Genomic DNA, 22709 nt, shown 5'->3' on the forward strand with positions numbered 1-22709 from the left:
CCACCGACCAGAGACGACCAATGACCGAATGGGTGTTCGCGGCCCTGACCGCGGTGCTCGTGGCGCTGACCGCCCTGCCCCTCCTGCGCACCGAGGTGTGGTGGGTGCGCGCGCTGGACTTTCCCCGCCTGCTCCTGGTCTTCGCCTCGCTCGCCCTGCTGGCGGCGCATCTCCTCGTGGGCGGCAGCCCGGAGCGGGCCTGGACGATCGGCGTGACCGTGGCCAACGGGCTGTGCCTGGCCTACCAGGCCTGGTGGATCTGGCCCTACACGCGCCTGAAGCGGCGCGAGGTCGCCGACGCCGACGACCGCGACCTCGGCCGGATCACCTTCCTCGCCTCCAACGTGTTGATGACCAATCGGAACTCGGATGCCTTGCTCGACCTGGTCCGGCGCGAGGATCCGGACATCCTCATCGCGGTGGAGACCGACAGCTGGTGGCAGGAGCGGCTCGACGTGCTCGTCGACGAGTACCCGCACACGCTGCGCTGCCCGCTCGACAACCTCTACGGCATGAACGTGTACTCGCGGCTGCCGCTCGACGACGGCGAGATCCGTTTCCTGGTCGAGGACGACATCCCCTCGGCGCACGCGCACGTGCGCATGCGCAACGGCCAGCGCTTCGCCCTGCACTGCGTGCATCCGCGTCCGCCGAGTCCGACCGAGGCCGACGACTCCACCGAGCGCGATGCCGAGCTCGTCGTCGTGGGCCGGGCCTGCGCCAGGAGCGAGCTGCCGGTCATCGTCGCCGGCGACCTCAACGACGTGGCGTGGTCGCGCACGACGCGGCTGTTCCGCAAGGTGAGCGGCCTGCTCGATCCGCGCGTCGGCCGCGGCATGTTCAACACCTTCCACGCCAGGATCCCGGTGCTGCGCTGGCCGCTGGACCACCTCTTCCACAGCAGTCATTTCACCCTGGTCGACATCCGCAGGCTGCCGGGCATCGGCTCCGATCATTTCCCGATCGTGGTGACGCTGGCGCTCGATCCGGGCGAGAACGACCCGGACGCAGGCCTCGAGCGCGATGCCGACGCCCGCGAGGAGGCTCAGGACGTGCTCGCCAAGGCCGGCGTGCAGGCGGACGTGGCGCCGGTATGACGACGGTGGCGGCCGCGGACGACCGCTGGTTCGTGTACCTGCTCGAATGCCGCGACGGCTCGCTGTACACGGGCATCGCGGTCGACGTGGAGAAGCGTCTCGCTGCGCATCGCGCCGGCACCGGCGCGCGCTACACGCGCGCGCATCCTCCGCAGCGGATCGTCGGCGTGCGCGCCTGCGCCGACCGCGGCGAGGCGCTGCGCCTGGAATACGCGGTCAAGCGCCTGCGCCCGGCGATGAAGCGCGCGTTCTTCGACACCGCCGCGGCTGCCGCAACACCAGTTCCACGCGCCGGCTGAGCGCGCGGCCGGCTTCCTCGGCATTGCTCCGACCCGAGCGGACGGAGCCACCTCTGCCGGCGCATGCAGGTCGGCTCACTGGAACCGTGCCCGGCGACGCGGTATTGATCGCGGCGATGCCTGCCGATCCGCCGTCGTCGCCGCCCCGTCGCCGCCTCGTGCTGCCTGCGTTGCTGGCGGCCGGCACGGTCGCAGGCACCGCGTGGTGGTGGATCGACGATCCGCCGCCGTCGCCCGCACCCGTCGCCCCGGGCGAGCCCGGCGCGCAGGCCGGCACGGCGCCGGATCGGCCCGTGTCCCGTGCGGAGCTGCGCCCGGAGGCGGGCGCGATACCCACGGCGGAGTCGATGGCGCCGCTGCCGCCGCTGGATGCGCCCTTCGATGCGGTCCGCGCGCAGCTCGAACGGCGCGCGGCGCGAGGCGATGCCGCCGCGGCGTGCCGGCTCGCGACCGAGTATCAGGCCTGCGAGAACCTGCGCTACCGGATGTCGGCGGTGGACGAACGCATACGCTCGCAGGGCGACGCCATCGCCAGCATCGCCGACGCCGACCAGCGCGAGCGCGCGATGCGCGAGCTTGCCGCGTTCGGCGAGATCGCCGGCGACAACCTCCTGCGCGAGGCCGCCCACTGCGACGGCGTGCCGGCCATCGAACCCGCGCGCAAGATCGACTATTGGAGGCAGGCGGCGCTCGGCGGCAACGTGGCGGCGATGGTGCAGTACGCCAACGGCAACGCCTTCCGCCATCGGGAGACGCTCGACACCCTGCAGGCGCTGGTCCGCTACCGCGGCGAGGCCGAGGCGATCGCCCGCCGCGCCGCCCAGGCCGGCAGCGCCGAGGCGCTGCTCGTGCTGGCGAATGCGTATTCCGGCCTCCTCGACACCGGCAGCCGCAGCTATCTGGCGCAGGTGGTCCGGCCGGACCGGATCGAGGCGCTGGCGCTCTACCGTCTCGCCGCCGAACGCCTCGTGCAGCAGGACCGGGACAGCGATCCCGCGCTTGCGAGCCTGATCGACGATGCGCTCGCGCGACTGGACGAAGACGCCACGCCGGACATGCGCGCCGACGCCGAACGTCGGCTGGCGGAGCGCCGACGGGCGTGGACGCCGCCGCAGCCGGCGTCCAGCCTGCCGGTGCGCGCCATCGCCTACGGCGGGCTGCCCGACATGGGTCCGGAAGGCTGCGGCGACGCCGCCGCACCTGCGCCCTGACCCACGCCGTGTGCCCGGGCTTCAGCCCGGCGGCGGCCTGCTGCCCGGGTCACGGCGGCGGTGCGCCGCCCAGACCAGGAGCGCCACGACCACCAGCACCACCACGCCGATCAGCAGGTAGACCGTGCGCAACTGCGGCCCCTGCGCATCCGGCAGGGCGGCAATGCCGTCGCCGGCGGTGTCCACGTCGGCAGCCGGCGCGACGCCGGTGAGGCCGTCGACGACCCGGTCCAGCCGCTGCCGGATCCGCTCGGTGCTGTCGATGCGCTCCGCCGGCACGAACGCGTAGATGTAGAGCATGCGGTTGCGCACCAGCGCGACCGCGCCGGCCGCCGCGATCTCCATGTTCATCGCGCTGTCGCCGACCCGCATCTCGACCGGCATCACCATCTGGAAGCGCAGGCTGCGCTCGTCTTCCTCGTAGATGCTCGGCATGCCGAGCTCGCCGAAGCGCACCTCGACCTCGTTGCCTGCGAACCTGCTCAGCCTTGCGTTGGCGTTGCCGTAGGTCTCGTCGAACTGCTCGCGATCCATGCGCTGCATGCCGGCGACGAGCTCGGGCCGCGCGTCCTGCCATTCGTCGAGCGTGATCGCGGCGTTCTCGGCGCTGCGCGAGGTCTGCACCTGGAAGTAGACGTCCTGGACCGCCTCGCCGCGCTTCAGCCGCTCGATGTCCTCGGGCAGGTAGAAGGCCTCGACCAGGCGGTTGCCCTCCGGCAGCGCCGCCTGCGAGAACTCGAACAGTTCCGGCGCGGCCTCGCTCGCACGTACGTAACCGGCATCGGCGGGGAAGGGGATGGTCTCGCCGCCCACCTCGAGCGGCACCGGCGCTGCACGTGCAGCGGTGACCAGCAGCAGCGCGGCGAGCATCGGAATCCAGCGGAGCATCGGCTCTCCTCGTGATTCGGTGCGACCGATTCTGCCGCAGCTCCGCGTGGACGTGCGGCGAGGATGCATGCGCCGCGGACGGCGCCGATTCAGTGGCGGCGCGTGGTGATCGACGGATCCAGGCGCTCGAGCGACCGCCCCAGGTCGGTCTCGCCGGTACGGCGCAGGTCCTCGCGGTCGTAGCTGCGCACGTTGCCGTCCAAGCATTCGGCAGGGACCGGACGCCGGGCCTGCACGCTCTGCAGTCGGGATAACCGCGCGCAGCGCTCCGCCGTGCGCTGCCGCTCGGCCGCGCCCGCCTCGTCGGACCGGACAGGGCGCTCCGGCGTCTGCGCGTGCAGGGGCGCGGCCAGGGCCGCGAGGAGAACAAGGCTGCAAGCACGTGTCATGGTGCGTCTCCGTGGGAGGACATGGTGCGACCGCTCGCAAGCCGCAGCGGCGCGTGTCGCCACCGCCGTCATGGCTCCTCGATCGCGCGCTGGCGAGGTGCGAGGCGCGCCCGGTAGTCGAGATCGGCGGCGGCGGGCCGTGCGGCCTCGATCTCGCCCTGCAGCGCCTGCGCGCGCCGGGCCCGCTGCAGGCGGCGCTCTGCCTCCGCCGCGTCCACCTGGCGTTGCATCCGCTCGGCCACCAGGGGATCGCGGGTGGTGGCCTGGCGCAGGTCGAGGCTGCGCCGCGCGCTCCGCGCGTCCAGCGCATCCAGCCTGCGCTGCTGGCGCAGGCGCTCGACCTGCGCACGCTGACGCTCGACCTCGGCGTCGCGCAGGAACGTCTCGTGGCGCTGCAGCGGCGAGGGCATGACGCCGCGGCCCGGCACCGTCGCGGTCCCCGGCGGCGGTGGGTAGGGCCGAGGAACCTGCGCAGCCAGCGGAGCGACCGCCAGCAGCAGGACGACGAGAAGAAGCAGGCGCCGGGTACCGGACACGGAACGCGAACCGACGATCAGGGAACCCGAGCGATACACCTGCAGGCGTGGCGCGGACATGAATGCCATCGGCGGGTCATCCACCCCTGTTACCCTCCCGCGCCGTTCCACAGCCGGCAGATCGATGTCCCGACGTTCCGCTTCGCCCGCTCTTCCCGCGCTCCTGATCCTGATCCTGCTGTGCCTGTCGTCGGCCTGTGCCAGCCTGCCCGAAGCGTCACCGCGGCCGGCGCGGCTGATCCTGGTCTCGCTCGACGGCACCGCCGCCCGCTATCTCGGCGCCGGGCATACGCCGGTGCTCGACGCGCTCGCCGCCGACGGCGCCCGCGCCCGCTGGATGAACCCGTCCTATCCGTCGCTGACCTTCCCCAACCACTACACGCTGGTCACGGGCCTGCGCCCGGACCACCACGGCATCGTCAACAACACCATGCGCGACCCCGCGCTCGGCCGCTTCACCATCCACGATCCGGAGGCGGTCGGCAACGCCCACTGGTGGGACGGCACGCCGCTGTGGGTCGGCGCGCAGCGCGCGGGGCTGCGCACCGCGGCGATGTTCTGGCCGGGTACCGAGGCCGCCATCGACGGCGTACGGCCGGACACCTGGACGCCCTTCGACCCGGAGCTGACGCCGGAGGCGCGGGTCGAGCGCGTGCTCGGCTGGCTGGACCGGCCGCCCGCATCGCGCCCCGACTTCATCACCCTCTACTTCGAACACGTCGACACCGCCGGCCACTATTCCGGCCCGGACTCGCAGGCGCGGATCGCCGCCACCGAGCGTCTCGACGCGGCGATAGGCCTGCTCGTCGACGGCCTGCGCGAGCGCGGCCTGTACGAGGACACCAACATCGTCGTCGTCTCCGACCACGGCATGGCGGCGACCTCGCTGCGGCGCCTGGTGTTCCTCGACGACCTGGTCGACCTCGACGACTGGACGGTGGTGACCCAGGGCACGGTGGTGGGGCTGGCGCCGCGCAGCGCCGACGCCGCCTTCCCGAAGCAGGACCCGCACCTGACCTGCTGGCGCAAGCAGGAGCTCCCCGCGCGCTGGCACTACGGCACGCATCCGCGCGTGCCGCCGGTGCTGTGCCAGGCGGCGCTGGGCTGGAAGGCGCTGGCGCGCGCCGACCTGCTGCGCATGGGCGGCCGCACCAGCGCCGGCGAGCATGGCTTCGACCCCGCCGAACCGAGCATGGGCGCGATCTTCATCGCCCACGGCCCCGCGTTCGCCCGCGGCGTGGTGCTCGAGCCCTTCGACAACGTCGACGTCTACCCGCTGCTGGCGGCGCTCCTGGGCGTGGAGCCGGCACCCAACGACGGCGACGCCGCGCACCTGCGCGAGGCGCTGCGGTGAACGCGGGCGGCGCCTGCGGCTACCATCCCGGCGCATGAGCCGCGACCCGACCGACCGCCTGTTCCGCAACGCCCGCCTCGTCACCCTCGCCGACGCCGCGGGCTACGGCCTGATCGAGGATGGCGTGCTGCACGTGCGCGAGGGGCGCATCGCCTGGGTCGGCCGCGCCGCCGACCTGCCGGAGACGCTGCGCGGGCGCAGCGAGGACGTCGAGGATCTCGGCGGCGCGCTGCTGACCCCGGGGCTGATCGACTGCCACACGCACCTGGTGTTCGCCGGCGAACGCATCGGCGAGTTCGAGCAGCGGCTCACCGGCGTCGACTACCAGACCATCGCCCGCAACGGCGGCGGCATTGCGGCGACGGTGCGCGCCACGCGCGCGGCGGGCGAGGACGCGCTGGTGGCGGCCGCGCTGCCGCGCGCGAGGGCGCTCGTCGCCGACGGCGTCACCACGCTCGAGATCAAGTCCGGCTACGGCCTCGACACCGCCAGCGAACTGCGCATGCTGCGCGCGGCACGCCGCCTCGGCGCCACGCTGGGCGTCGGCGTGCGCACCACCTTCCTCGGCGCGCACGCGCTGCCGCCGGACTACGCCGGCCGCGCCGACGCCTACATCGACCTGGTCTGCGACGAGATGCTGCCGGCGGTGGCGGACGCGGGACTGGCCGATGCGGTGGACGCCTTCTGCGAGGGCATCGGCTTCGATCCGGCGCAGACCCGGCGGGTGTTCGAGCGCGCGCGCGCGCTGGGCCTGCCGGTCAAGCTGCACGCCGACCAGCTTTCGGACCTCGGCGGCGCGGCGCTCAGCGCCGGCTTCGGCGGCCTCTCGGCCGACCATGTCGAATACACCGGCGCGGACGGCGCGCGGGCGATGGCCGCCGCCGGCACGGTGGCGGTGCTCCTGCCCGGCGCCTTCGTCTGCCTGCGCGAGGAGCGGCGGCCGCCGGTGGACCTGTTCCGACGCGAAGGCGTGGCGATGGCGGTCGCCACCGACTGCAATCCCGGCACCTCGCCGCTGCTTTCGCTGCGGCTGGCGATGGCGCTGGCCTGCGCCCAGTTCCGGCTCACGCCGGAGGAGGCGCTGCGCGGCGCGACCGTCAATGCGGCACGCGCGCTGGGCCTGGACGACCGCGGCCGCCTCGCGCCCGGGCTGCGCGCCGACCTGGCGGTGTGGGACGCGGCGCAGCCGGCGGAGCTGAGCTACTGGCTCGGCGGACCGTGCGCACGCGCCGTCTACGCCGGCGGCCGGCGGCTGCGCTGAGACCCGCGGCGCCGCCCGCCGCGACGCCTCCGGCGCCATGAAAAAGGCCCCGCGAGCGGGGCCTTTCTCCATCAGGCGGCGGCGCGCTCAGGCCTTCTTGGCAGCGGCCTTCTTGGCGGGCGCCTTCTTGGCCACGGCGGCCTTCGGCGTCGCGATCTTCGCCGTCGCCTTCACCGTCGTCTGCGGACGTGCATTGCCGTGGCTGCTCGCGAAGCGCTTGCCCTTGGCCGTCCTCTTGTCGCCCTTGCCCATGGTCTCTCCTGCTCGTCGTTGCGGTGGGCAAGCCTAAGCATTCCCGCCGCACGCGGCAATCCGACGGGAATGCTGAGCTTCAGCGCCGCGCGGCGTGGCCCAGGCGCAGGTTGAGCAGATGGCCCGCAGCGACCAGCACGCCGCCGACGGTCATCACTGCGGCGTGCGCCAGCGAGTGCTCATGCGCGCCGCCGAAGGCGCCACCCAGGAGCAGCGCCAGTCCTGCCAGCAGCAGCAGCGCCGGGCGCAGCGCGCGGTGGCGACGGTAGCCGATGGCCAGCATGGCGACGCCCAGCAGCGCGGTGAACACCACGATGGCCTGGTCGAGGTCGACGCCGGCGACCAGCTTCAGCCCCAGCGCCGGCGCCACCGCCAGCAGGACCGGCAGCACAGCGCAGTGCACGGCGCAAAGCAGGGAACCGGCGAAACCGACGCGGTCGCCGACGTGCTGCACGCGCGCTGCGCTGGAAGTGAAGCCCATGACTTTCGTCCTGTTGGCGAGCATACGAAACACTATAACATCTGCTGCCGGTTACTCTATAACGTTCGCCGCCGGACGTCATCGCGCGGCGCCGCATCACCTGAAGATCCTGGAGATTCCGTTTCATGCCTTCCGTCCACCGTCCGCTCGCCCTGGCCATCGGCCTCGCGCTCGCCCTGCCGATCCATGCCCAGACCGCCACCCGCTCGGACACGCGCCACGACCAGGCGCAGCACCTGGACGCCATCACCGTCACCGCCTCGCCGCTGCGCAACGACACCGAGTCGCTGGCGCAGCCGGTCGAGGTGCTGTCCGGCGAGGAGCTCGACCGCAGGAAGGCGGCGACGCTGGGCGAGACCGTCTCGCTGCTGCCGGGCGTGCAGAGCACCTACTTCGGCACCGGCGTCGGCCGTCCGATCATCCGCGGCCAGGAAGGCCCGCGCGTGCAGGTGCTGTCCAACGGCACCAGTGCGATGGACGTCTCCACCGTCAGCCAGGACCACGCGGTCAGCATCGAGCCCTTCCTCGCCGACCAGATCGAGGTGCTGAAGGGGCCGGCGACGCTGATCTACGGCAGCGGCGCCATCGGCGGCGCGGTCAACGTGGTCGATGGCCGCGTGCCGCTGGCGCCGGCGACCGAGGCCTTCAGCGGTCGCGCCGAGGTGCGCGGCAACACCGTCAACGACGAGACGACCGGCATGTTCCGTGTCGACGGCGGCAGCGAGCGCTTCACCTGGCATGCCGATGCCTTCTACCGCGACGGGGACGACTTCGACATCCCCGGCGTCGCCCAGGTCGAGCATGATGATCACGATCACGACGATCATGACCACGAGGAGGAGGAACACGAGGAGCACGAGGAGCAGGTCGAGGGAACGCTCGCCAACAGCTCGTTCCTGACCAAGGGCGGCGCCGTCGGCGGCACCTTCTTCGGCGAGCGCGGCTATATCGGCGCCGCGGTCAGCACCTACCAGACCAACTACGGCATCCCCGAGGGCGCGCACCTCCACGTCGAGGAGGACGGACACGACCACGACCACGACCACGAGGACGAGGAGGAGGAAGAGCACGAGGAGCACGTCGTGCGCATCGACCTCGACCAGACCCGCTACCAGGTCAAGGCCGGCCTCTACGATCCCCTGCCCTTCCTCGAGGAGCTGACCTTCAACGGCGCCTACAACGACTACGAGCACGTCGAGCTGGAGAGCGGCGAGGTCGGCACGCGCTTCGAGAACACCGGCTACGACACCCGCATCGAGGCGCTGCAGAAGGAGGTCGACGGCTGGCGCGGCGCGTTCGGCGTGCAGATCTCGCGCAGCGACTTCGAGGCGATCGGCGAGGAGGCCTTCGTGCCGCCGACCGTCACCGACACCCTCGGCGCCTTCGTCATCCAGGAAAAGGACTTCGGGCCGCTGAAGCTGGAGGGCGGACTCCGCCACGACCGCGTCGAGCTCGAACCCGGCACCGGCGCCGACCGCAGCTTCGACACCAACAGCATCTCGGCTTCGGCGCTGTGGCGGGTCAGCGACGCGCTGCACCTGACCCTGGGTGCGGACCGCTCCGAGCGCGCGCCGACGCAGGAAGAGCTCTACGCCAACGGCGCCCACATCGCCACCGCGAGCTGGGAAGTCGGCGACGCCGGCATGGACGTGGAGCGCGCGCGCCGGCTGGAGCTGGGCATGCACGTCCACACCGACCCGGCCGACTTCAAGTTCGCGCTGTACCAGACCGACTTCGACGACTTCGTCTACCTTGCCGACACGGGCATCGAGGAGTTCGGCCTTCCGGTGCGCCTGTGGGCGCAGACGGACGCGAAGTTCCGCGGCGCCGAGGCCGAAGCGATCTTCCACCTCGCCGACAACACCTCGGGCCTCTGGGACCTGCGCGTGTTCGGCGACTACGTGCATGCCACCTTCGACGGCGAGCCCACGCAGACCCGCGAGTTCTCGGTGCCGCACGACGACCACACCCACGACTACAGCGTGGTGCTGGACCAGACCGGCGACCTGCCGCGGATCGCGCCGTCGCGCATCGGCGCCGACCTTGGCTGGGGCATGGGCGGCTGGCGTGCCTCGGTCGGCGGCGTCCGCTACGGCGAGCAGGACCGCGTCGCCGACAACGAGGAGCCGAGCGAGGCCTACACCCTGGTGAACGCGCACCTGTCCTACCACTGGGACATGCCGGCGCTGTCCTACGAGGTGTTCCTGGACGGCACCAACCTCACCGACCGCGAGGCGCGCCAGCACACCTCGCTGCTGCGCGACTACGCCCCGCTGCCGGGCCGCGGCGTGGCCTTCGGCGTCCGCGCCTTCTTCTGACGGGGACACGGGCTCGCGGCGCCGCATGCAGCGGCGCCGCCCTCATTCGATGTCGGGATCGTCCTCGTCGACCGCGCCGTCGTCCGCGCCGGCACCGGTCTCCTCGCCGATGCGGCGCAGCGGCCGCGGTCCGCCCTCGCCGTCCTCCGGCACGGCCTCGCCCACCGTCGCCGCCTCCGCCACCGCGCGTTGCTCGCTGGTCTCCTCGCCCAGGTGGTAGACGGCATAGCCGGGCAGGACCTGCTGGTTGAGCGCCATGCCGAGCACGCGGCCGTGGATCGGCGAGACGATCTCGCGCTCGCGGTTGAGGATGGGGTCGTGGATGCGGCCCAGCACCTGGCCGCGCTGCACGCGCTGGCCGAGCTCGACGTCGCTGATCAGCAGGCCGCCGACGTCGCCGCGCACCCACTGCGACTCGTAGAACACCGGCTGCGCCTCGGCCGGATCCTCCAGGATCTGCGCCTCGCCGGCGAGCATGCCCATGCGCTGCATCAGGTGGCGCAGCCCGTCGAGGCCGGCCTCGATCTCGTGCTTCTCCAGCCGCAGCGGCGCGCCGACCTCGAAGGTCACCGCCGGGATGCCGATGCTGTTGGCGGCGACCCGCAGCATGCCGCGGCTGCCCGGGCTGTGCAGCACCAGGGTGTTGCCGAAGCTACGGGTCATCTCCAGCACCTGCGGCCGGGTGAGGTCGGCGCGGATCTGCGGCAGGTTGCTGCGGTCGAACGAGCCGGTGTGGAAGTCCACCAGCGCGTCGCAGCCGCGCACGATGCCATCGAAGAAGTTCCAGGCGATGCGCGAGGCGATGCTGCCGTAGCGGCTGCCGGGGAAGAAGCGGTTGAGGTCGCGCCGGTCCGGCAGGTAGCGGCTGCCGCGGCTGTAGCCGAACACGTTGACGATCGGCACCGCGACCACGCTGCCGGCCAGGGTCTCCGGCTGCAGCGAGTAGACCGCGCGGCGCACGATCTCCACGCCGTTGATCTCGTCGCCGTGCACCGCCGCGGCCAGGCACAGCACCGGGCCCGGCTCCGCGCCGTGGACGATCACCACCGGCGCCGCGGCCTCGCCGGCCAGGCCCTGGCTCGCCTGCCACTCCAGGCGCACGCGGGTGCCCGGAAGGACGAAGCGGTCGAGGATGTGCAGCGGCGCGACCCGCGGCGGCCCCATCGCGGAGGCGTCGACGTCGCCGCCGGCGATCGGGGTGAGCGGCGGCAGGGGCTGCGGCCGTCCCGGCGGCGCGACCGGGAAATCCTGCGCCGTGGCCGGAAGCGCGAGGCCCAGCAGGATCGCCGCCAGCGCGGTCAGCCGCGCCCTGCGGCCGCGTCCCTTCTCCACCGCCTCAGGCCGCGCTGCAGCGCGCGCACAGGCCATGCACTTCCAGGGTCTGCGCCTGCGGCTGGAAACCCAGCGCCTTCGCCTGCGCGGTCAGCTGCTCGGCGATGCGTGGGTCCTCCAGCTCGACCGTCGCCAGGCAGCGGTCGCAGATCAGGAAGGGCGCCGAATGATGCTCGGCGCTGGGATGGTGGCAGCCGAGATAGGCGTTGACCGATTCCAGCTTGTGGATGAAGCCCTGCTCCATCAGGAAGTCGAGCGCGCGGTAGACCGTCGGCGGCGCGGCACCCTCGCGGGTCACCTTCATCCGGTCGAGCAGGTCGTAGGCCTTGACCGGGCGCTGCGCCTCGGCGATCAGGCGCAGCACCTGCGCGCGGATCGGCGTGAGGCGCAGGCCGCGTTCGGCGCAGGCGGCTTCCACCGCCCGCACGAAATCGTCCGGCGCATCGACGTGCGCGTGCGGGTCCGTGCAGGCGTGCACGCGGCTGGCATGGGCGGGAGACATGGCCGGCATGCTAGCACCGTGCGGGTGAACCGCCGCGTCGCGGGCGGCGGTGTCCGGGAGCCCGGGCCTCAGTCCGCGGCGGGCACTCTGGCGAGCGCGGCGGCGATGCGGCGCAGCGCCTCGTCGCGCCCGGCGAGGTAGACGGTGTGGTCGATGGAGGGGCTGACCTGGGTGCCGGTCATCGCCACCCGCAGCGGCTGCGCGATCTTGCCCAGGCCCAGCTCCAGCTCCACGCCGGTGGCGCTGACCGCGGCGTCGATCGCCGCCGGCGACCAGTCCGCCGCCGGCAGCGCCTCCAGGCGGCGCTGCATCGCCTCCAGCGGCGCGCGCGCGGACGCCCCCAGGTGCTTGGCCACCGCCTTGTCGTCGTAGTCGGCCAGCGGGCGGTACCAGACCGCGGCGCGCTCGGCCATGTCCTTGAGCGTCTTGACCCGGTCGGCCAGCGCCACCACCACGTCGGCCGGCGCCGGCCCGGTCGCGGGATCGATGCCCTGCTCGCGCAGGTGCCATTCGAGCTCCGGCGCGACCTCGGCCGGGTCGGAGGCCTTAAAGTAGTGCTGGTTGAGCCAGGACAGCTTGTCCAGGTCGAAGCGCGAGGCGGAGTGGTTGACGTCGGCGATGTCGAACAGGCGGACCATCTCCTCGCGCGAGAAGATCTCCTGGTCGCCGTGCGACCAGCCCAGGCGGACGAGGTAGTTCAGCAGCGCCTGCGGCAGGAAGCCGTCGGCGCGGTACTGCATCACGCCCACCGCACCGTGGCGCTTGGAGAGCTTGGCGCCGTCGGGGCCGAGGATCATCGGCAGGTGCGAGAACGCCGGCACGGCCGCGCCCAGCGCCTCGTAGATGTTGATCTGGCGCGGGGTGTTGTTGACGTGGTCGTCGCCGCGGATGACGTCGGTGATGCGCATGTCGAGGTCGTCGACGACCACCGCGAAGTTGTAGGTCGGGAAGCCGTCGGAGCGGATCAGCACCAGGTCGTCGAGCTCGGCGTTGGCCCACTCGATGCGGCCCTTGACCTTGTCCTCGAACACCACGCTGCCGCCCTGCGGGTTCCTGAAGCGGATGACGCGGTTGGGATCGTCGCGCAGCGGCGCGCCGAGATCGCGGTAGTGGCCGTTGTAGCGCGGCTTGGTGCCGGCCTCCATGGCCGCGGCGCGCATCGCATCGAGCTCCTCGCGGGTCTCGTAGGCGTAGTAGGCCTTGCCGGCGGCGACCAGCTGCTCGGCGACCTCGCGGTAGCGGTCGAAGCGCTGGGTCTGGTAGATCGGGCCCTCGTCGGCGTCGAGGCCGAGCCAGCGCATGCCGTCGAGGATGGCCTGCACCGCCGCGTCGGTGCTGCGCTCGCGGTCAGTGTCCTCGATCCGCAGCACGAACTCGCCGCCGCTGTGGCGCGCCTGCAGCCAGCAGTACAGCGCGGTGCGGGCGCCGCCGATGTGCAGGAAGCCGGTGGGACTCGGGGCGAAGCGGGTGCGGCAGGTCATGGCGGTGCGGGCGTGGGGACAGCCGCCTAGTCTAGCGGCCGCGCGCGCGGCCCGTCCCGCCGCCGCAGTGCGACAGCCGGCGCGTCGTCCCGCTCGCCGGCGCGACGCCTTAGACTGTCGCACTCGCTCGTCCGCGGAACCCGTCATGACCCGATCCGGATCCTTCCTCGCCGCCCTCGCCTTCGCCTGCGCAGGCCTGCTGCCTGCCGCGCCGCGCGCGCAGGACGCGCCGGTCGACCGCGTGCCGAGCGCCGAGGAGGCGCCGGCGGTGACCGGGCCACAGGCGGTCCTGCACACCTCGATGGGCGACATCACCCTGGAGCTGTATCCGCAGCAGGCGCCGCGGACGGTGCAGAACTTCGTCGAGTACGCGCGCGCGGGCTTCTACAACGGCACCATCTTCCATCGCGTGATCCCGGACATGCTGGTCCAGGCCGGCGCCTACACGCCGGACATGCAGCCCAAGCCGACGCGCGCGCCGATCCCGCTGGAGACGCAGAACGGCCTGTCCAACCTGCGCGGCACGGTCGCCGCCGCGCGTGCGGCGGCGCCGGAATCGGCGACCTCGCAGTTCTTCATCAACGTGGTCGACAACCCGCGCTTCGACTTCACCTCCGACGAGAGCGACTACACCCGCGGCTACGCGGTGTTCGCACGGGTCGTCGACGGCATGGACGTGGTCGACGCCATCCGCGAGGTGCCGACCACCGCGCGCGAGCCGCTGCAGCGCGACGTGCCGGTGGAGCCGGTGACCATCGAGCGCGTCGAGCTGCTGGACGCCGAGTGAGCCGCCGGAACGGCCGATGACCACGCTGTTCGTCTCCGACCTGCACCTGGATCCCGCGCGGCCGGAGATCACGGCGCTGTTCCTGCGCTTCCTGCAGGAGGAGGCGGCCGGCGCCGACGCGCTCTATCTGCTCGGCGACCTGTTCGAGGCCTGGATCGGCGACGACGATCCGGCGCCGCTGGGCGCCGAGGTGGCGTCCGGACTCGGCGCCGTCGCCGATGCCGGGGTGCCGGTGTACTTCATGCACGGCAACCGCGACTTCCTGCTCGGCCGCGACTACGCCGCGCGCGCGGGCATGCGCCTGCTGCCGGATCCGGCGGTGGTCATGCTCTACGGCCATCCGACCCTGCTCACCCACGGCGACGCGCTCTGCAGCGACGACCACGCCTACCAGGCCTTCCGCGCGCAGACCCGCGACCCGGCCTGGCGCGAGCGCTTCCTGGCGCAGCCGCTCGCCGCGCGCCAGGCCTTCGCGCGGCAGGCCCGCGAGGCCAGCCGCCAGCACCAGGCGACCGTCGGTGGCGGCGCCGCCGACATCACCGACGTCACCCCGGACACGGTCGCCGCGCTGTTCTCGCGCTACGGCGTGGACCGCGTCATCCACGGGCACACCCATCGCCCGGCCGTGCACACGCTCGAGGTCGACGGCCGCACCTGCACCCGCATCGTGCTCGGCGACTGGTTCGAGCAGGGTTCGGTGCTGCGGGTCGATGCCGACCGCCTGGAGCTGTCGGCGCTCGGCTGAGGCGCTTCGCGGCCTGCGACCGGAGCGGCTGCGCCCGTTCGCCCACTGCCCTGCCGGGCCGTTCCAGTCGGGGCTGAAGCCCCTCCCACACAAACGCGGAGTGAGGCTGAAGCCGCTCCTGCGGCGGCCCGGATACGCGCGGTCAGCGCGGTGGCGCCAGCGCCTCCAGGGCGGCGAGCTCCTCGGCGTCGAAGCCGGCCTCGAGCCGCGCCTCGACGTTGAACGGCCCGCGCAGGTAGCCATGCGCGTAGTCGCGCAGGAGCTGGCGGAAGGTCGCGTCCGGCACCACGCCCTCGCGCTCGCAGCACCAGCGGAACCAGCGGCTGCCGGCGGCCACGTGCGGAACCTCCTCGCGCAGGATCACCTCCAGCGCCGCCACCGTGGCCTCGTCGCCCATGTGCCGCAGCCGCGCGATCATGCCGGGGGTGACGTCGAGGCCGCGGGCCTCCAGCACGCGCGGCACCAGGGCCATGCGCGCCAGGCAGGAGGCGGCGGTGCGCTCGGCCATCTCCCACAGCCCGTTGTGCGCGTCGAAGTCGCCGTAGGCGGCGCCGAGGTCGGCCATCCGCGCCTGCAGCAGGGCGAAGTGGCGGGCCTCGTCGGCGGCGATGCCGATCCAGTCGGCGTAGTAGGCCTCGGGCAGGCCGCGGAAGCGGTAGACCGCGTCCCAGGCGAGGTCGACCGCGTTGAACTCGATGTGCGCGATGGCGTGCAGGAACGCGGCCTTGCCCTCGGGCGTGCCGAGGCCGCGCTGGGCGAGCCCGCGCGGCGGGACCAGGCGCGGCCGCGGCGGCCGGCCCGGCATGCGGATCGGCGCGGGGGGCGCGGCGTCGGCGGGCACCGCCAGCCCGCCGCGCGCCCAGGCGGCCGCGGCGGCATGGGTGAGCTCGAGCTTGGCCGCGACCGTGCCGGCGTCGAGGCAGGCGCGCGCGGCGGCGAACACGTCGCCCATCAGGTCCCGGTGCGGCGCTGCTGCTTGGCGCTGTCGGAGCGCAGTTGCTGGATGCGCTCGAAGTAGCCGGGCTCGATGCCGGTGACGTATTCGCCGGTGAAGCAGGAGGAATCGAAGGTCGACACCAGCTGCTTCTTGCCGGCGACCGCCTCCTCGAGATCGGCGATGTCCTGGTAGATCAGCCAGTCGCAGCCGAGCAGGCGCTGGATCTCCTCCTCGGTGCGGCCGTGCGCGATCAGCTCGCTGGCCGCCGGCATGTCGATGCCGTAGATGTTGGGGTAGCGGACCGGCGGCGCGGCCGATGCCAGGTAGACCTTCTTGGCGCCGGCGTCGCGCGCCATCTGCACGATCTGCTGGCTGGTGGTGCCGCGCACGATGGAGTCGTCGACCAGCAGCACCACGCGGTTGCGGAACTCGAGCTGGATCGGGTTGAGCTTGCGCCGCACCGACTTCACCCGCTCGCCCTGCCCCGGCATGATGAAGGTGCGCCCGACGTAGCGGTTCTTGATGAAGCCCTCGCGGTACTTCACCCCGAGCACGTTGGCGACCTCCAGCGCGGCGTCGCGCGAGGAGTCGGGAATCGGGATCACAGTGTCGATGTCGTGGTCCGGGCGCAGGCGCAGGATCTTCTCGCCGAGCTTGACGCCCATGCGCATGCGCGCCTTGTGCACCGAGATGTCCTCGATCATCGAGTCCGGCCGCGCGAAGTAGACGTACTCGAACATGCACGGGGCATGGCGGGTCTCCGGCGCACAGACCTCGGCCGTCAGCTCGCCGCGCGGCGAAATGACCACGCACTCGCCCGGGCGCACGTCGCGCTCGCGGCGGAAGCCGGCCAGGTCCAGGGCCACGCTCTCGGACGCCACCGCCCATTCCAGCCCGTCGCCGGTGTCGCGCCGGCCCAGCACCAGCGGACGGATGCCGTTGGGATCGCGGAACGCCACGATTCCCAGCCCCAGCACCAGCGACACCACCGCGTAGCCGCCCTTGCAGCGCCGGTGCACGCCGGCCACGGCATTGATCGCCGCCTGCGGAGTCAGCGCCTTCTGCGCCTCCAGCTCGTGCGCGAACACGTTGAGCAGCACCTCGGAATCGCTCTCGGTGTTGACGTTGCGGCGGTCCTGCTCGAACACCTCCTGGCGCAGCGCCTCGGTGTTGATCAGGTTGCCGTTGTGCGCGAGCGCGATGCCGTAGGGCGAATTGACGTAGAACGGCTGCGCCTCGGCCGAGCCCTCGGAGCCCGCGGTGGGGTAGCGGCAGTGGCCGATGCCGGCGCGGCCCGGCAGCAGGGCCATCTGCGCCTCGCCGAACACCTCGCGCACCAGGCCGTTGCCCTTCTGGATGTGCAGGCGCGCGCCCTCGGCGGTGGCGATGCCGGCCGCGTCCTGGCCGCGGTGCTGCAGCACGGTCAGCCCGTCGTAGAGCGCGCCGGCGACTTCCGAGGTTCCGGCGATACCGATGATCCCGCACATGATCTTGAGGCCTCTAGAGGGTCGAGCCGGGAAGCGGCTCGGCCGGTGATGGTCCGGTGGAAGCAGGTCCAGCCGCGGGGGCCGGGTCGAAATCGATGTAGGCCGCCACCGCCTCCGGCAGCCAGGTGCGCATCCAGCGCGCGCCGCGCTCGAACTCCGGCAGCAGCCGCGACTGCGACCACCATGGGTCCTGCGGCATCGGCGTGAACCCGACCAGCAGCACCAGCAGGCAGCACAGCGCCAGGCCGCGGGCGACGCCGAAGAGCATCCCGAGCAGGCGGTCGGTGCCGGACAGGCCGCTCACCCGGATCAGCCGCGACAGCAGCCAGGTCAGCAGGCCGCCCACCAGGATCGCCGCGACGAACACCGTCGCGTAGCCGAGCAGCAGCCGCACCGACGGTACGTCCACGCCCGAGAACAGCGCCGCAACCGCGTCGCCGTAGGTGAAGGCCAGCCAGAACGCCCCCGCCCAGATCGCCAGCGACAGCGCCTCGACCAGGAACCCGCGGACCAGGCCGATCAGCACCGACGCCGCGACGATCCCGATGAGGACGTAGTCGGCCCAGTTCAACGCCACGATGGGGAACGGTCCGGATCAGGGATAGGAGACGACGTTGCCGTTCAGCCCGAGCCGCTGGCTCAGCTGCGAACGCAGGCGCTCGGCCTCCGCCCGCGCGGCGGTCGGCCCGACGCGCACGCGGTAGAGGGTGCCGCGCTCGGTGCGCACGTCCTCGACCAGGGCGCTAAAGCCGGCGCCGCGGACGCGGTCGCGCATCGCATTCGCGTCGCCCTGCGAGCTGAAGGCGGCGACCTGCACCGCGAACCCGGTCTCCGGCGCCGCGCGCGGGGCTGGCGCCGGAGCCGCGGTCGCCGGAGCGGAGGCGCCGGTGCGTGCCGGTGCCGCGGCGACGGCACCGGACGGCCTCGGCGCGCTCTCGAGCGCGATCACGCTGGTCGGTACGTCGCTGCGCACACCACGCACCTTCAGGCGCACGCTCTCGGCCTCGGCGCGGCTGGCGTAGGGACCGATGCGCACGCGCTGCGCCGCCCGGCCCTGCCACTGCGTGTCCTCGGCATAGGCCGGCAGGCCGGCCTGCCGGAACGCGGCCACCAGCGTCCGCGCGTTGCCGGCGTTGCCGTAGACGCCGGCGTTGACCGCATAGCGGCCGTCGGGCGCGGCCGTCGGGGTCGCCGCCGCTGCCGGCGCGGGCGCCGCGGGGGGCTGCGCTGCCGGTGCGGTCGCAGGTGTGGGTTCGGGGTCGGGTTCGTTCGCCGCCTGGGCGCCGGCATCGGCATCGGCATCGGCGGCGGGCGCGACGGGCTGCGGCGCAGGCAGCGCAGCGCTCGCGCCGTCCATCCGCGGCGCCGGTTCGCCACCGGCCTCCACCGTGGCCAGGCGACCGTCGTCGGTCGCCGTGCCGGGCGCCGCACCGGGCTCCGCGGCCGCGTCGCCCGCCGGAGTGATCGGCGCCAGCGGCAGCTCGCGCGTCTCGTAACCCTGCTGCGGCGCGTCCGGCAGGGTCAGCGGGACGTCCTGCGCCTCGTCCTCGGGCGTTGGCCCTTCCAGCAGCATGGGCACGAAGATCACGGCCAGCGCCACGAGCACCGCGGCGCCGATGAGGCGCTGTTTCAGGGCTGAATCCATCGCAGGAAGGAAGCGGAGCGGGTGTGGCGCGGAGTATACGCGTCCGTCCCTGCGCCCCCGTGAGCGGAGGCGCCGCGCTTCAGCCGACGGCGGCCGGCTGCAGGCGGCGCAGCGCGGCGGCGACGGTGAAGAAGGAGCCGAACACCAGCACGCGCTCGCCCGGCAGCGCGGCGCCGCAGGCGGCATCCAGCGCCGTCGCGACCGTCGCATGGCGCTCCGCCCGCGGCAGGGCCTCGCCGAGGCGGGCGGCGAGCCTGTCCACGGCGAGACCGCGCGGCGTCTCCGGCTCCAGGCCGGCGAGGAACCAGGCGCCGATCCGCGGAACCAGCGGCGCGACCAGTCCCGGCAGGTCCTTGTCGCCCAGCGCGGCGAACACCGCGTGCGTGGTCACCGGGCGCTGCGCGTCGAGCCAGCGCCCGAGCTCGCGCGCGGCCTGCGGGTTGTGGCCGATGTCGAGCACGATGTCGACGCCGTCGCGCACGATCCGCTGCAGGCGCCCCGGCAGCGCCGCCGTGGCGACGCCGCGGGCGAAGGCGGCCTGCGGCAGGTCGAGGTCGAGCGCGCGCAGGGCGGCGATCGCCGTCGCGGCGTTGTCGCGCTGCGCCGGTGCCGGCAGCGCCGGCGCGGGCAGCGCCATCTCGAAGCCGGGCTCGCGCCAGGTCCATTCGCCCGCCAGCGGGGGCGCGTCGACGAAGAAGTCGCAGCCCAGGCGGATGGCCGAGGCGCCGACCGCGTAGGCCCGGCGCAGCACGCTCGACGGCGGATCGCGCTCGCCCAGGACCACCGGCCGCCAGCCACGCATGATCCCCGCCTTCTCCGCGCCGATGGACTCGCGGTCGCTGCCGAGCCAGTCGGCATGGTCGAGGTCGACGGTGGTGATCACGGCGACGTCGGGATCGACGATGTTGACCGCGTCGAGCCGCCCGCCCAGGCCGACCTCCAGCACCGCCAGGTCCAGCGCGGCGCGTTCGAACAGCCACAGCGCGGCCAGGGTGCCGTACTCGAAGTAGGTCAGCGACGTCGTCCCGCGCGCCCCTTCCACCGCCTCGAAGGCCTCGACCAGCGCCGCGTCGGACGCCTCCGCGCCGTCGATGCGCACGCGCTCGTTGTAGCGCAGCAGGTGCGGCGAGGTGTAGGCGCCCACGCGCAGGCCCGCCGCGCGCGCGATCGCCTCGGCGAACGCCACCGTCGAGCCCTTGCCGTTGGTGCCCGCCACCGTCAGCACGTGCCGCGCCGGGCGCCGAATGCCCAGGCGCCCGGCGACGGTGCGCACGCGCTCCAGGCCGAGCTCGATGGCGTTCGGGTGCTGGCGGCCGATGCGGTCGAGCCAGGCGTCGAGCGACTGCGTCACGGGGGAGAACCTGTGCGGGTGGGGCCGGTATTGTCGGGCAAGGCCCGGCACCGCGACGAGCGATTCCGTCCGCGCCGGCGCCCGGTGCGGAAACGCAGACGCCGCACCCGGAGGCGCGGCGTCGCGTGTGTTCCGGAGCGGGAAGATCAGTCCCGCGGTTCGACGCCCATCTCCTCCAGCACCCGCGGCGCCGGGTCGACCTGCTCCATCACCCACAGGATGTAGCGGATGTCGGCGTGGATGGTGCGGGTCAGTTCCGGGTTGAACACCCAGTTCGAGGCCACGCTTTCCCAGTTCATGTCGAACACCAGGCCGACCAGGCGGCCCTGCGCGTCGAGCGTCGGCGAGCCGGAGTTGCCGCCGGTGACGTCGAGGTCGGTGAGGAAGTTCACCGGAACCGTGCCCAGCGACTCCAGCTCGCGCCCGCCGTAGCGCCGGGCCGCGATCGCGTCCAGCTCGGCCTGCGGCGCGTCGAACGGCGCCTCGCCGGTCGCCTTCTCCGCGATCTCCTCCAGCCGGGTGAAGGGCTCGTAGGTGGTGCCGCGCTTCGGCGAATAGCCCTTCACGTTGCCGAAGGTGATGCGCAGGCTCGAGTTGGCGTCCGGGTAGACGGCGCGGCCGTTGGCGCGGTTGGTGTCGATCACCGCCTGCAGGAACAGCGGGCGGTCGCGCATGTCCTCGCCCTCGCGCGCCTCGGCCGCGGCCTCGCGTTCGAGCACGTAGGGCAGCAGCGCGTTGGCCAGGACGATGGCGCTGTCCTCGCTCGCGGCCAGCGCGGCGCGGTCGGCGGCGAACCAGCGCAGCCGCGCCTCGGTCTCGCCGAGGCGGGTGCCGGCATAGAGCGCGTCGAGCGCCTTCTCCACGTCGGCCTCGTCGTCGCCGCCCAGCCAGGCGTCGATCGCGGGCACGCGCTGCTTCTCCGGCAGGTCGATGTAGCGCCCGAGCCAGTAGGCGAGGAGCTGGCGGTCGACGCTGGCGTCGTAGCGGCGCTCCATCTGCTCCAGCGCGCCCTTGATCGCGGCCTGGTCGCGCTCCTGGTAACCGGGTGCACGCTCGGCGTCCGACTTCGCCCGCTCCTCCGCGGCGCGCACCAGGCGGTTGGCGGTCGAAACCAGGCCGGTGTTGAGCAGGCCACGCACGATGAAGTCGCGCTCGCGGGTCGCGCGCTCCTCGGCGTTCGCCGCCTGCAGGCGGGCGTAGGCGTCGAGCGCGGGCCTGCCAGCCTCGCCCTGCTTCCGCAGCCAGGCCAGCACCGCGCGCTCTTCCTTGCGCTTGGTGTCGCCGGCGTCGGCGCGCTCGAAGCCCTCGAGCTGCCCGGTCATGTTCTTGAGGTAGTTGTTGAGCCCCTTGGCCTGCGCGGCGTACTTCACGCCGGCCTCGGGATCGGCCTTGCCGGCGGCGTCGATGATCGCCAGCTGCGCCTCGTAGGCCTCGATCGCCTGCGGGTACGCCCAGTCGCGGGTGTCTGCGAACTCCTCCGCCAGCGCGTAGCGGTAGGTGCGCCCGGGATAGCCGGCGACCATGGCGAAGTCGCCCACGTCCACGCCCTCCTCCGACACCTCCAGCCAGTGCTTGGGCCGGTAGGGAACGTTGTCCTTGGCGTAGGCGACGGGGCGGCCGTCGGGGGCCACGTAGCCGCGGATGAAGGTGAAGTCGCCGGTGTGGCGCGGCCACATCCAGTTGTCGATGTCGCCGCCGAACACGCCGATGCCGCCGTGCGGGGCGTAGACGATGCGCACGTCCTTGATCTCGAGCTGGCGGAACAGCCGGTACTGCAGGCCGCCGAAGAACGAATAGACCGTGCAGCGGTAGCCGCCGCCCTGTTCGCATTCGGCCACCAGGCGCTTCTCCAGCGCCTCGGTGGCGGCCTGGCGCGCGGCGCCGTCGGCAGCCTGCGCCTGCGCGGCGCGGATGCGCTCGGTGACGTCGGTGATCTGCTCGGTGACGTAGATGCGCGCGTTCGGCCCGGCGCTGATCTCGTCGCCGAGGGTGGCAGCATTGAAGCCGGTGACGGTGAGGTCCTTCTCCGCGGTCGAGTTGAGCTGCAGGCCGCCGTAGGCGCAATGGTGGTTGGTCACCACCAGGCCCTGCGGCGAGACGAAGCTCGCGGTGCAGCCGCCGAGGCTCACGATCGCGCCCATCGGGTCGCCGGTGAGGTCGGCGAGCTGCTGCGGATCGAGCTCCAGCCCCGCCTCCTCCAGCGGGCCGGCGATCTCGGGCAGCTGCTGCGGGACCCACATGCCCTCGACGGCATGCGCGCCGCCGCCGGCGGCGAGGGCGAGGGCCGCGCCGAGCGCGAGGTGGAGGGGATTCGGACGCAGGGTCATGCGGTCACTCCTTCGGATGGGGCAGGCCG

Annotated in this window: 22 protein-coding genes; 8 read left to right on the forward strand and 14 right to left on the reverse strand. The window is 73.0% G+C overall.

From position 1 onward, the window contains the following. Positions 1 to 20 precede the first annotated feature (20 nt). The 3 genes from KB893_RS05105 to KB893_RS05115 all read left to right on the forward strand — a co-directional run bounded on the left by KB893_RS05105 (position 21) and on the right by KB893_RS05115 (position 2607). Complete coding sequence (locus KB893_RS05105) at positions 21 to 1097, forward strand: endonuclease/exonuclease/phosphatase family protein (protein ID WP_211927914.1); 1077 nt, start codon at positions 21 to 23, stop codon at positions 1095 to 1097. After that, positions 1094 to 1396 (forward strand): GIY-YIG nuclease family protein, encoded by a 303-nt coding sequence (locus tag KB893_RS05110; protein ID WP_211927913.1) that lies wholly within the window; start codon positions 1094 to 1096, stop codon positions 1394 to 1396. The genes KB893_RS05105 and KB893_RS05110 overlap by 4 nt, the downstream gene beginning before the upstream one ends. A 116-nt stretch (positions 1397 to 1512) precedes the next feature. Continuing rightward, a complete protein-coding gene (locus tag KB893_RS05115; RefSeq protein WP_213173508.1) occupies positions 1513 to 2607 on the forward strand; it encodes a hypothetical protein in 1095 nt (364 codons plus the stop codon). Between the two features lie 21 nt (positions 2608 to 2628). Here KB893_RS05115 and KB893_RS05120 read toward each other — a convergent pair whose 3' ends face one another. The 3 genes from KB893_RS05120 to KB893_RS05130 form a co-directional block, all read right to left on the reverse strand. Beyond that, a complete protein-coding gene (locus KB893_RS05120) occupies positions 2629 to 3495 on the reverse strand; it encodes a hypothetical protein (RefSeq protein WP_211927618.1) in 867 nt (288 codons plus the stop codon). 89 nt (positions 3496 to 3584) lie between these two features. Continuing rightward, entirely contained in the window at positions 3585 to 3884 is a 300-nt protein-coding gene (locus KB893_RS05125) for a hypothetical protein (protein ID WP_211927619.1), read from the reverse strand. Between the two features lie 68 nt (positions 3885 to 3952). After that, positions 3953 to 4480 (reverse strand): hypothetical protein, encoded by a 528-nt coding sequence (locus tag KB893_RS05130; RefSeq protein ID WP_211927620.1) that lies wholly within the window; start codon positions 4478 to 4480, stop codon positions 3953 to 3955. Positions 4481 to 4544: 64 nt separating this feature from the next. On the opposite strand from KB893_RS05130, the gene KB893_RS05135 reads away from it, so the two are divergent. Both KB893_RS05135 and hutI read left to right on the forward strand, forming a co-directional pair. Further along, the gene (locus tag KB893_RS05135; RefSeq protein ID WP_211927621.1) at positions 4545 to 5774 is read left to right on the forward strand and encodes an alkaline phosphatase family protein; all 1230 of its coding nucleotides are present in this window, start codon (positions 4545 to 4547) and stop codon (positions 5772 to 5774) included. A 34-nt stretch (positions 5775 to 5808) separates the two neighbouring features. Next, positions 5809 to 7035, forward strand: a complete 1227-nt coding sequence (hutI, locus tag KB893_RS05140) for an imidazolonepropionase (protein ID WP_213173509.1) — start codon at positions 5809 to 5811, stop codon at positions 7033 to 7035. 87 nt (positions 7036 to 7122) lie between these two features. On the opposite strand, the gene KB893_RS05145 is transcribed toward hutI, so the two are convergent. Both KB893_RS05145 and KB893_RS05150 read right to left on the reverse strand, forming a co-directional pair. Then, complete coding sequence (locus tag KB893_RS05145) at positions 7123 to 7287, reverse strand: 30S ribosomal protein THX (protein WP_211927623.1); 165 nt, start codon at positions 7285 to 7287, stop codon at positions 7123 to 7125. Positions 7288 to 7366: 79 nt separating this feature from the next. Continuing rightward, a complete protein-coding gene (locus KB893_RS05150) occupies positions 7367 to 7768 on the reverse strand; it encodes a MerC domain-containing protein (protein ID WP_211927624.1) in 402 nt (133 codons plus the stop codon). A gap of 125 nt (positions 7769 to 7893) precedes the next feature. Here KB893_RS05150 and KB893_RS05155 point away from each other — a divergent pair, with 125 nt between their 5' ends. Continuing rightward, entirely contained in the window at positions 7894 to 10086 is a 2193-nt protein-coding gene (locus tag KB893_RS05155) for a TonB-dependent receptor (RefSeq protein WP_211927625.1), read from the forward strand. A 42-nt stretch (positions 10087 to 10128) separates the two neighbouring features. On the opposite strand, the gene KB893_RS05160 is transcribed toward KB893_RS05155, so the two are convergent. From KB893_RS05160 to gltX, 3 genes are all read right to left on the reverse strand, one after another. Further along, positions 10129 to 11418, reverse strand: coding sequence for a succinylglutamate desuccinylase/aspartoacylase family protein (locus KB893_RS05160; protein ID WP_213173510.1), 1290 nt, complete (start codon positions 11416 to 11418; stop codon positions 10129 to 10131). A gap of 4 nt (positions 11419 to 11422) precedes the next feature. After that, positions 11423 to 11920, reverse strand: coding sequence for a transcriptional repressor (locus KB893_RS05165; RefSeq protein ID WP_211926498.1), 498 nt, complete (start codon positions 11918 to 11920; stop codon positions 11423 to 11425). Positions 11921 to 11988: 68 nt separating this feature from the next. After that, complete coding sequence (gene gltX, locus KB893_RS05170) at positions 11989 to 13401, reverse strand: glutamate--tRNA ligase (protein WP_211926497.1); 1413 nt, start codon at positions 13399 to 13401, stop codon at positions 11989 to 11991. 145 nt (positions 13402 to 13546) lie between these two features. Here gltX and KB893_RS05175 point away from each other — a divergent pair, with 145 nt between their 5' ends. Together KB893_RS05175 and lpxH are read left to right on the forward strand one after the other, a co-directional pair. Beyond that, entirely contained in the window at positions 13547 to 14188 is a 642-nt protein-coding gene (locus KB893_RS05175) for a peptidylprolyl isomerase (RefSeq protein ID WP_211926496.1), read from the forward strand. Positions 14189 to 14204: 16 nt separating this feature from the next. Beyond that, positions 14205 to 14933 (forward strand): UDP-2,3-diacylglucosamine diphosphatase, encoded by a 729-nt coding sequence (gene lpxH / locus KB893_RS05180; protein ID WP_211926495.1) that lies wholly within the window; start codon positions 14205 to 14207, stop codon positions 14931 to 14933. A gap of 142 nt (positions 14934 to 15075) precedes the next feature. On the opposite strand, the gene KB893_RS05185 is transcribed toward lpxH, so the two are convergent. The 6 genes from KB893_RS05185 to KB893_RS05210 form a co-directional block, all read right to left on the reverse strand. Continuing rightward, positions 15076 to 15885: a ferritin-like domain-containing protein gene (locus KB893_RS05185; RefSeq protein WP_211926494.1), complete on the reverse strand. Its 810-nt coding sequence runs from the start codon at positions 15883 to 15885 to the stop codon at positions 15076 to 15078. Then, a complete protein-coding gene (gene purF / locus KB893_RS05190) occupies positions 15885 to 17357 on the reverse strand; it encodes an amidophosphoribosyltransferase (protein WP_211926493.1) in 1473 nt (490 codons plus the stop codon). The genes KB893_RS05185 and purF overlap by 1 nt, the downstream gene beginning before the upstream one ends. A 13-nt stretch (positions 17358 to 17370) precedes the next feature. Further along, positions 17371 to 17934 (reverse strand): CvpA family protein, encoded by a 564-nt coding sequence (locus KB893_RS05195; RefSeq protein WP_211926492.1) that lies wholly within the window; start codon positions 17932 to 17934, stop codon positions 17371 to 17373. Between the two features lie 18 nt (positions 17935 to 17952). Beyond that, on the reverse strand, positions 17953 to 19002 hold the full coding sequence (locus KB893_RS05200) for an SPOR domain-containing protein (RefSeq protein WP_211926491.1): 1050 nt from the start codon (positions 19000 to 19002) through the stop codon (positions 17953 to 17955). Positions 19003 to 19081: 79 nt separating this feature from the next. After that, entirely contained in the window at positions 19082 to 20353 is a 1272-nt protein-coding gene (folC, locus tag KB893_RS05205; RefSeq protein ID WP_211926490.1) for a bifunctional tetrahydrofolate synthase/dihydrofolate synthase, read from the reverse strand. 146 nt (positions 20354 to 20499) lie between these two features. Then, positions 20500 to 22680 (reverse strand): S46 family peptidase, encoded by a 2181-nt coding sequence (locus KB893_RS05210; protein ID WP_377731435.1) that lies wholly within the window; start codon positions 22678 to 22680, stop codon positions 20500 to 20502. Between the last annotated feature and the right edge of the window lie 29 nt (positions 22681 to 22709).

This window comes from Coralloluteibacterium stylophorae (assembly GCF_018122625.2).
Lineage (GTDB): Bacteria > Pseudomonadota > Gammaproteobacteria > Xanthomonadales > Xanthomonadaceae > Coralloluteibacterium > Coralloluteibacterium stylophorae.

What these genes read in the sequence shown, in the direction of transcription:
- KB893_RS05105 (WP_211927914.1), top strand. Translation starts at nt 21, where the DNA reads ATGACCGAATGGGTGTTCGCGGCCCTGACCGCGGTGCTCGTGGCGCTG.
- KB893_RS05110 (WP_211927913.1), top strand. Translation starts at nt 1,094, where the DNA reads ATGACGACGGTGGCGGCCGCGGACGACCGCTGGTTCGTGTACCTGCTC.
- KB893_RS05115 (WP_213173508.1), top strand. Translation starts at nt 1,513, where the DNA reads ATGCCTGCCGATCCGCCGTCGTCGCCGCCCCGTCGCCGCCTCGTGCTG.
- KB893_RS05120 (WP_211927618.1), bottom strand. Translation starts at nt 3,495, where the DNA reads ATGCTCCGCTGGATTCCGATGCTCGCCGCGCTGCTGCTGGTCACCGCT.
- KB893_RS05125 (WP_211927619.1), bottom strand. Translation starts at nt 3,884, where the DNA reads ATGACACGTGCTTGCAGCCTTGTTCTCCTCGCGGCCCTGGCCGCGCCC.
- KB893_RS05130 (WP_211927620.1), bottom strand. Translation starts at nt 4,480, where the DNA reads ATGTCCGCGCCACGCCTGCAGGTGTATCGCTCGGGTTCCCTGATCGTC.
- KB893_RS05135 (WP_211927621.1), top strand. Translation starts at nt 4,545, where the DNA reads ATGTCCCGACGTTCCGCTTCGCCCGCTCTTCCCGCGCTCCTGATCCTG.
- hutI (WP_213173509.1), top strand. Translation starts at nt 5,809, where the DNA reads ATGAGCCGCGACCCGACCGACCGCCTGTTCCGCAACGCCCGCCTCGTC.
- KB893_RS05145 (WP_211927623.1), bottom strand. Translation starts at nt 7,287, where the DNA reads ATGGGCAAGGGCGACAAGAGGACGGCCAAGGGCAAGCGCTTCGCGAGC.
- KB893_RS05150 (WP_211927624.1), bottom strand. Translation starts at nt 7,768, where the DNA reads ATGGGCTTCACTTCCAGCGCAGCGCGCGTGCAGCACGTCGGCGACCGC.
- KB893_RS05155 (WP_211927625.1), top strand. Translation starts at nt 7,894, where the DNA reads ATGCCTTCCGTCCACCGTCCGCTCGCCCTGGCCATCGGCCTCGCGCTC.
- KB893_RS05165 (WP_211926498.1), bottom strand. Translation starts at nt 11,920, where the DNA reads ATGTCTCCCGCCCATGCCAGCCGCGTGCACGCCTGCACGGACCCGCAC.
- gltX (WP_211926497.1), bottom strand. Translation starts at nt 13,401, where the DNA reads ATGACCTGCCGCACCCGCTTCGCCCCGAGTCCCACCGGCTTCCTGCAC.
- KB893_RS05175 (WP_211926496.1), top strand. Translation starts at nt 13,547, where the DNA reads ATGACCCGATCCGGATCCTTCCTCGCCGCCCTCGCCTTCGCCTGCGCA.
- lpxH (WP_211926495.1), top strand. Translation starts at nt 14,205, where the DNA reads ATGACCACGCTGTTCGTCTCCGACCTGCACCTGGATCCCGCGCGGCCG.
- KB893_RS05185 (WP_211926494.1), bottom strand. Translation starts at nt 15,885, where the DNA reads ATGGGCGACGTGTTCGCCGCCGCGCGCGCCTGCCTCGACGCCGGCACG.
- purF (WP_211926493.1), bottom strand. Translation starts at nt 17,357, where the DNA reads ATGTGCGGGATCATCGGTATCGCCGGAACCTCGGAAGTCGCCGGCGCG.
- KB893_RS05200 (WP_211926491.1), bottom strand. Translation starts at nt 19,002, where the DNA reads ATGGATTCAGCCCTGAAACAGCGCCTCATCGGCGCCGCGGTGCTCGTG.
- KB893_RS05210 (WP_377731435.1), bottom strand. Translation starts at nt 22,680, where the DNA reads ATGACCCTGCGTCCGAATCCCCTCCACCTCGCGCTCGGCGCGGCCCTC.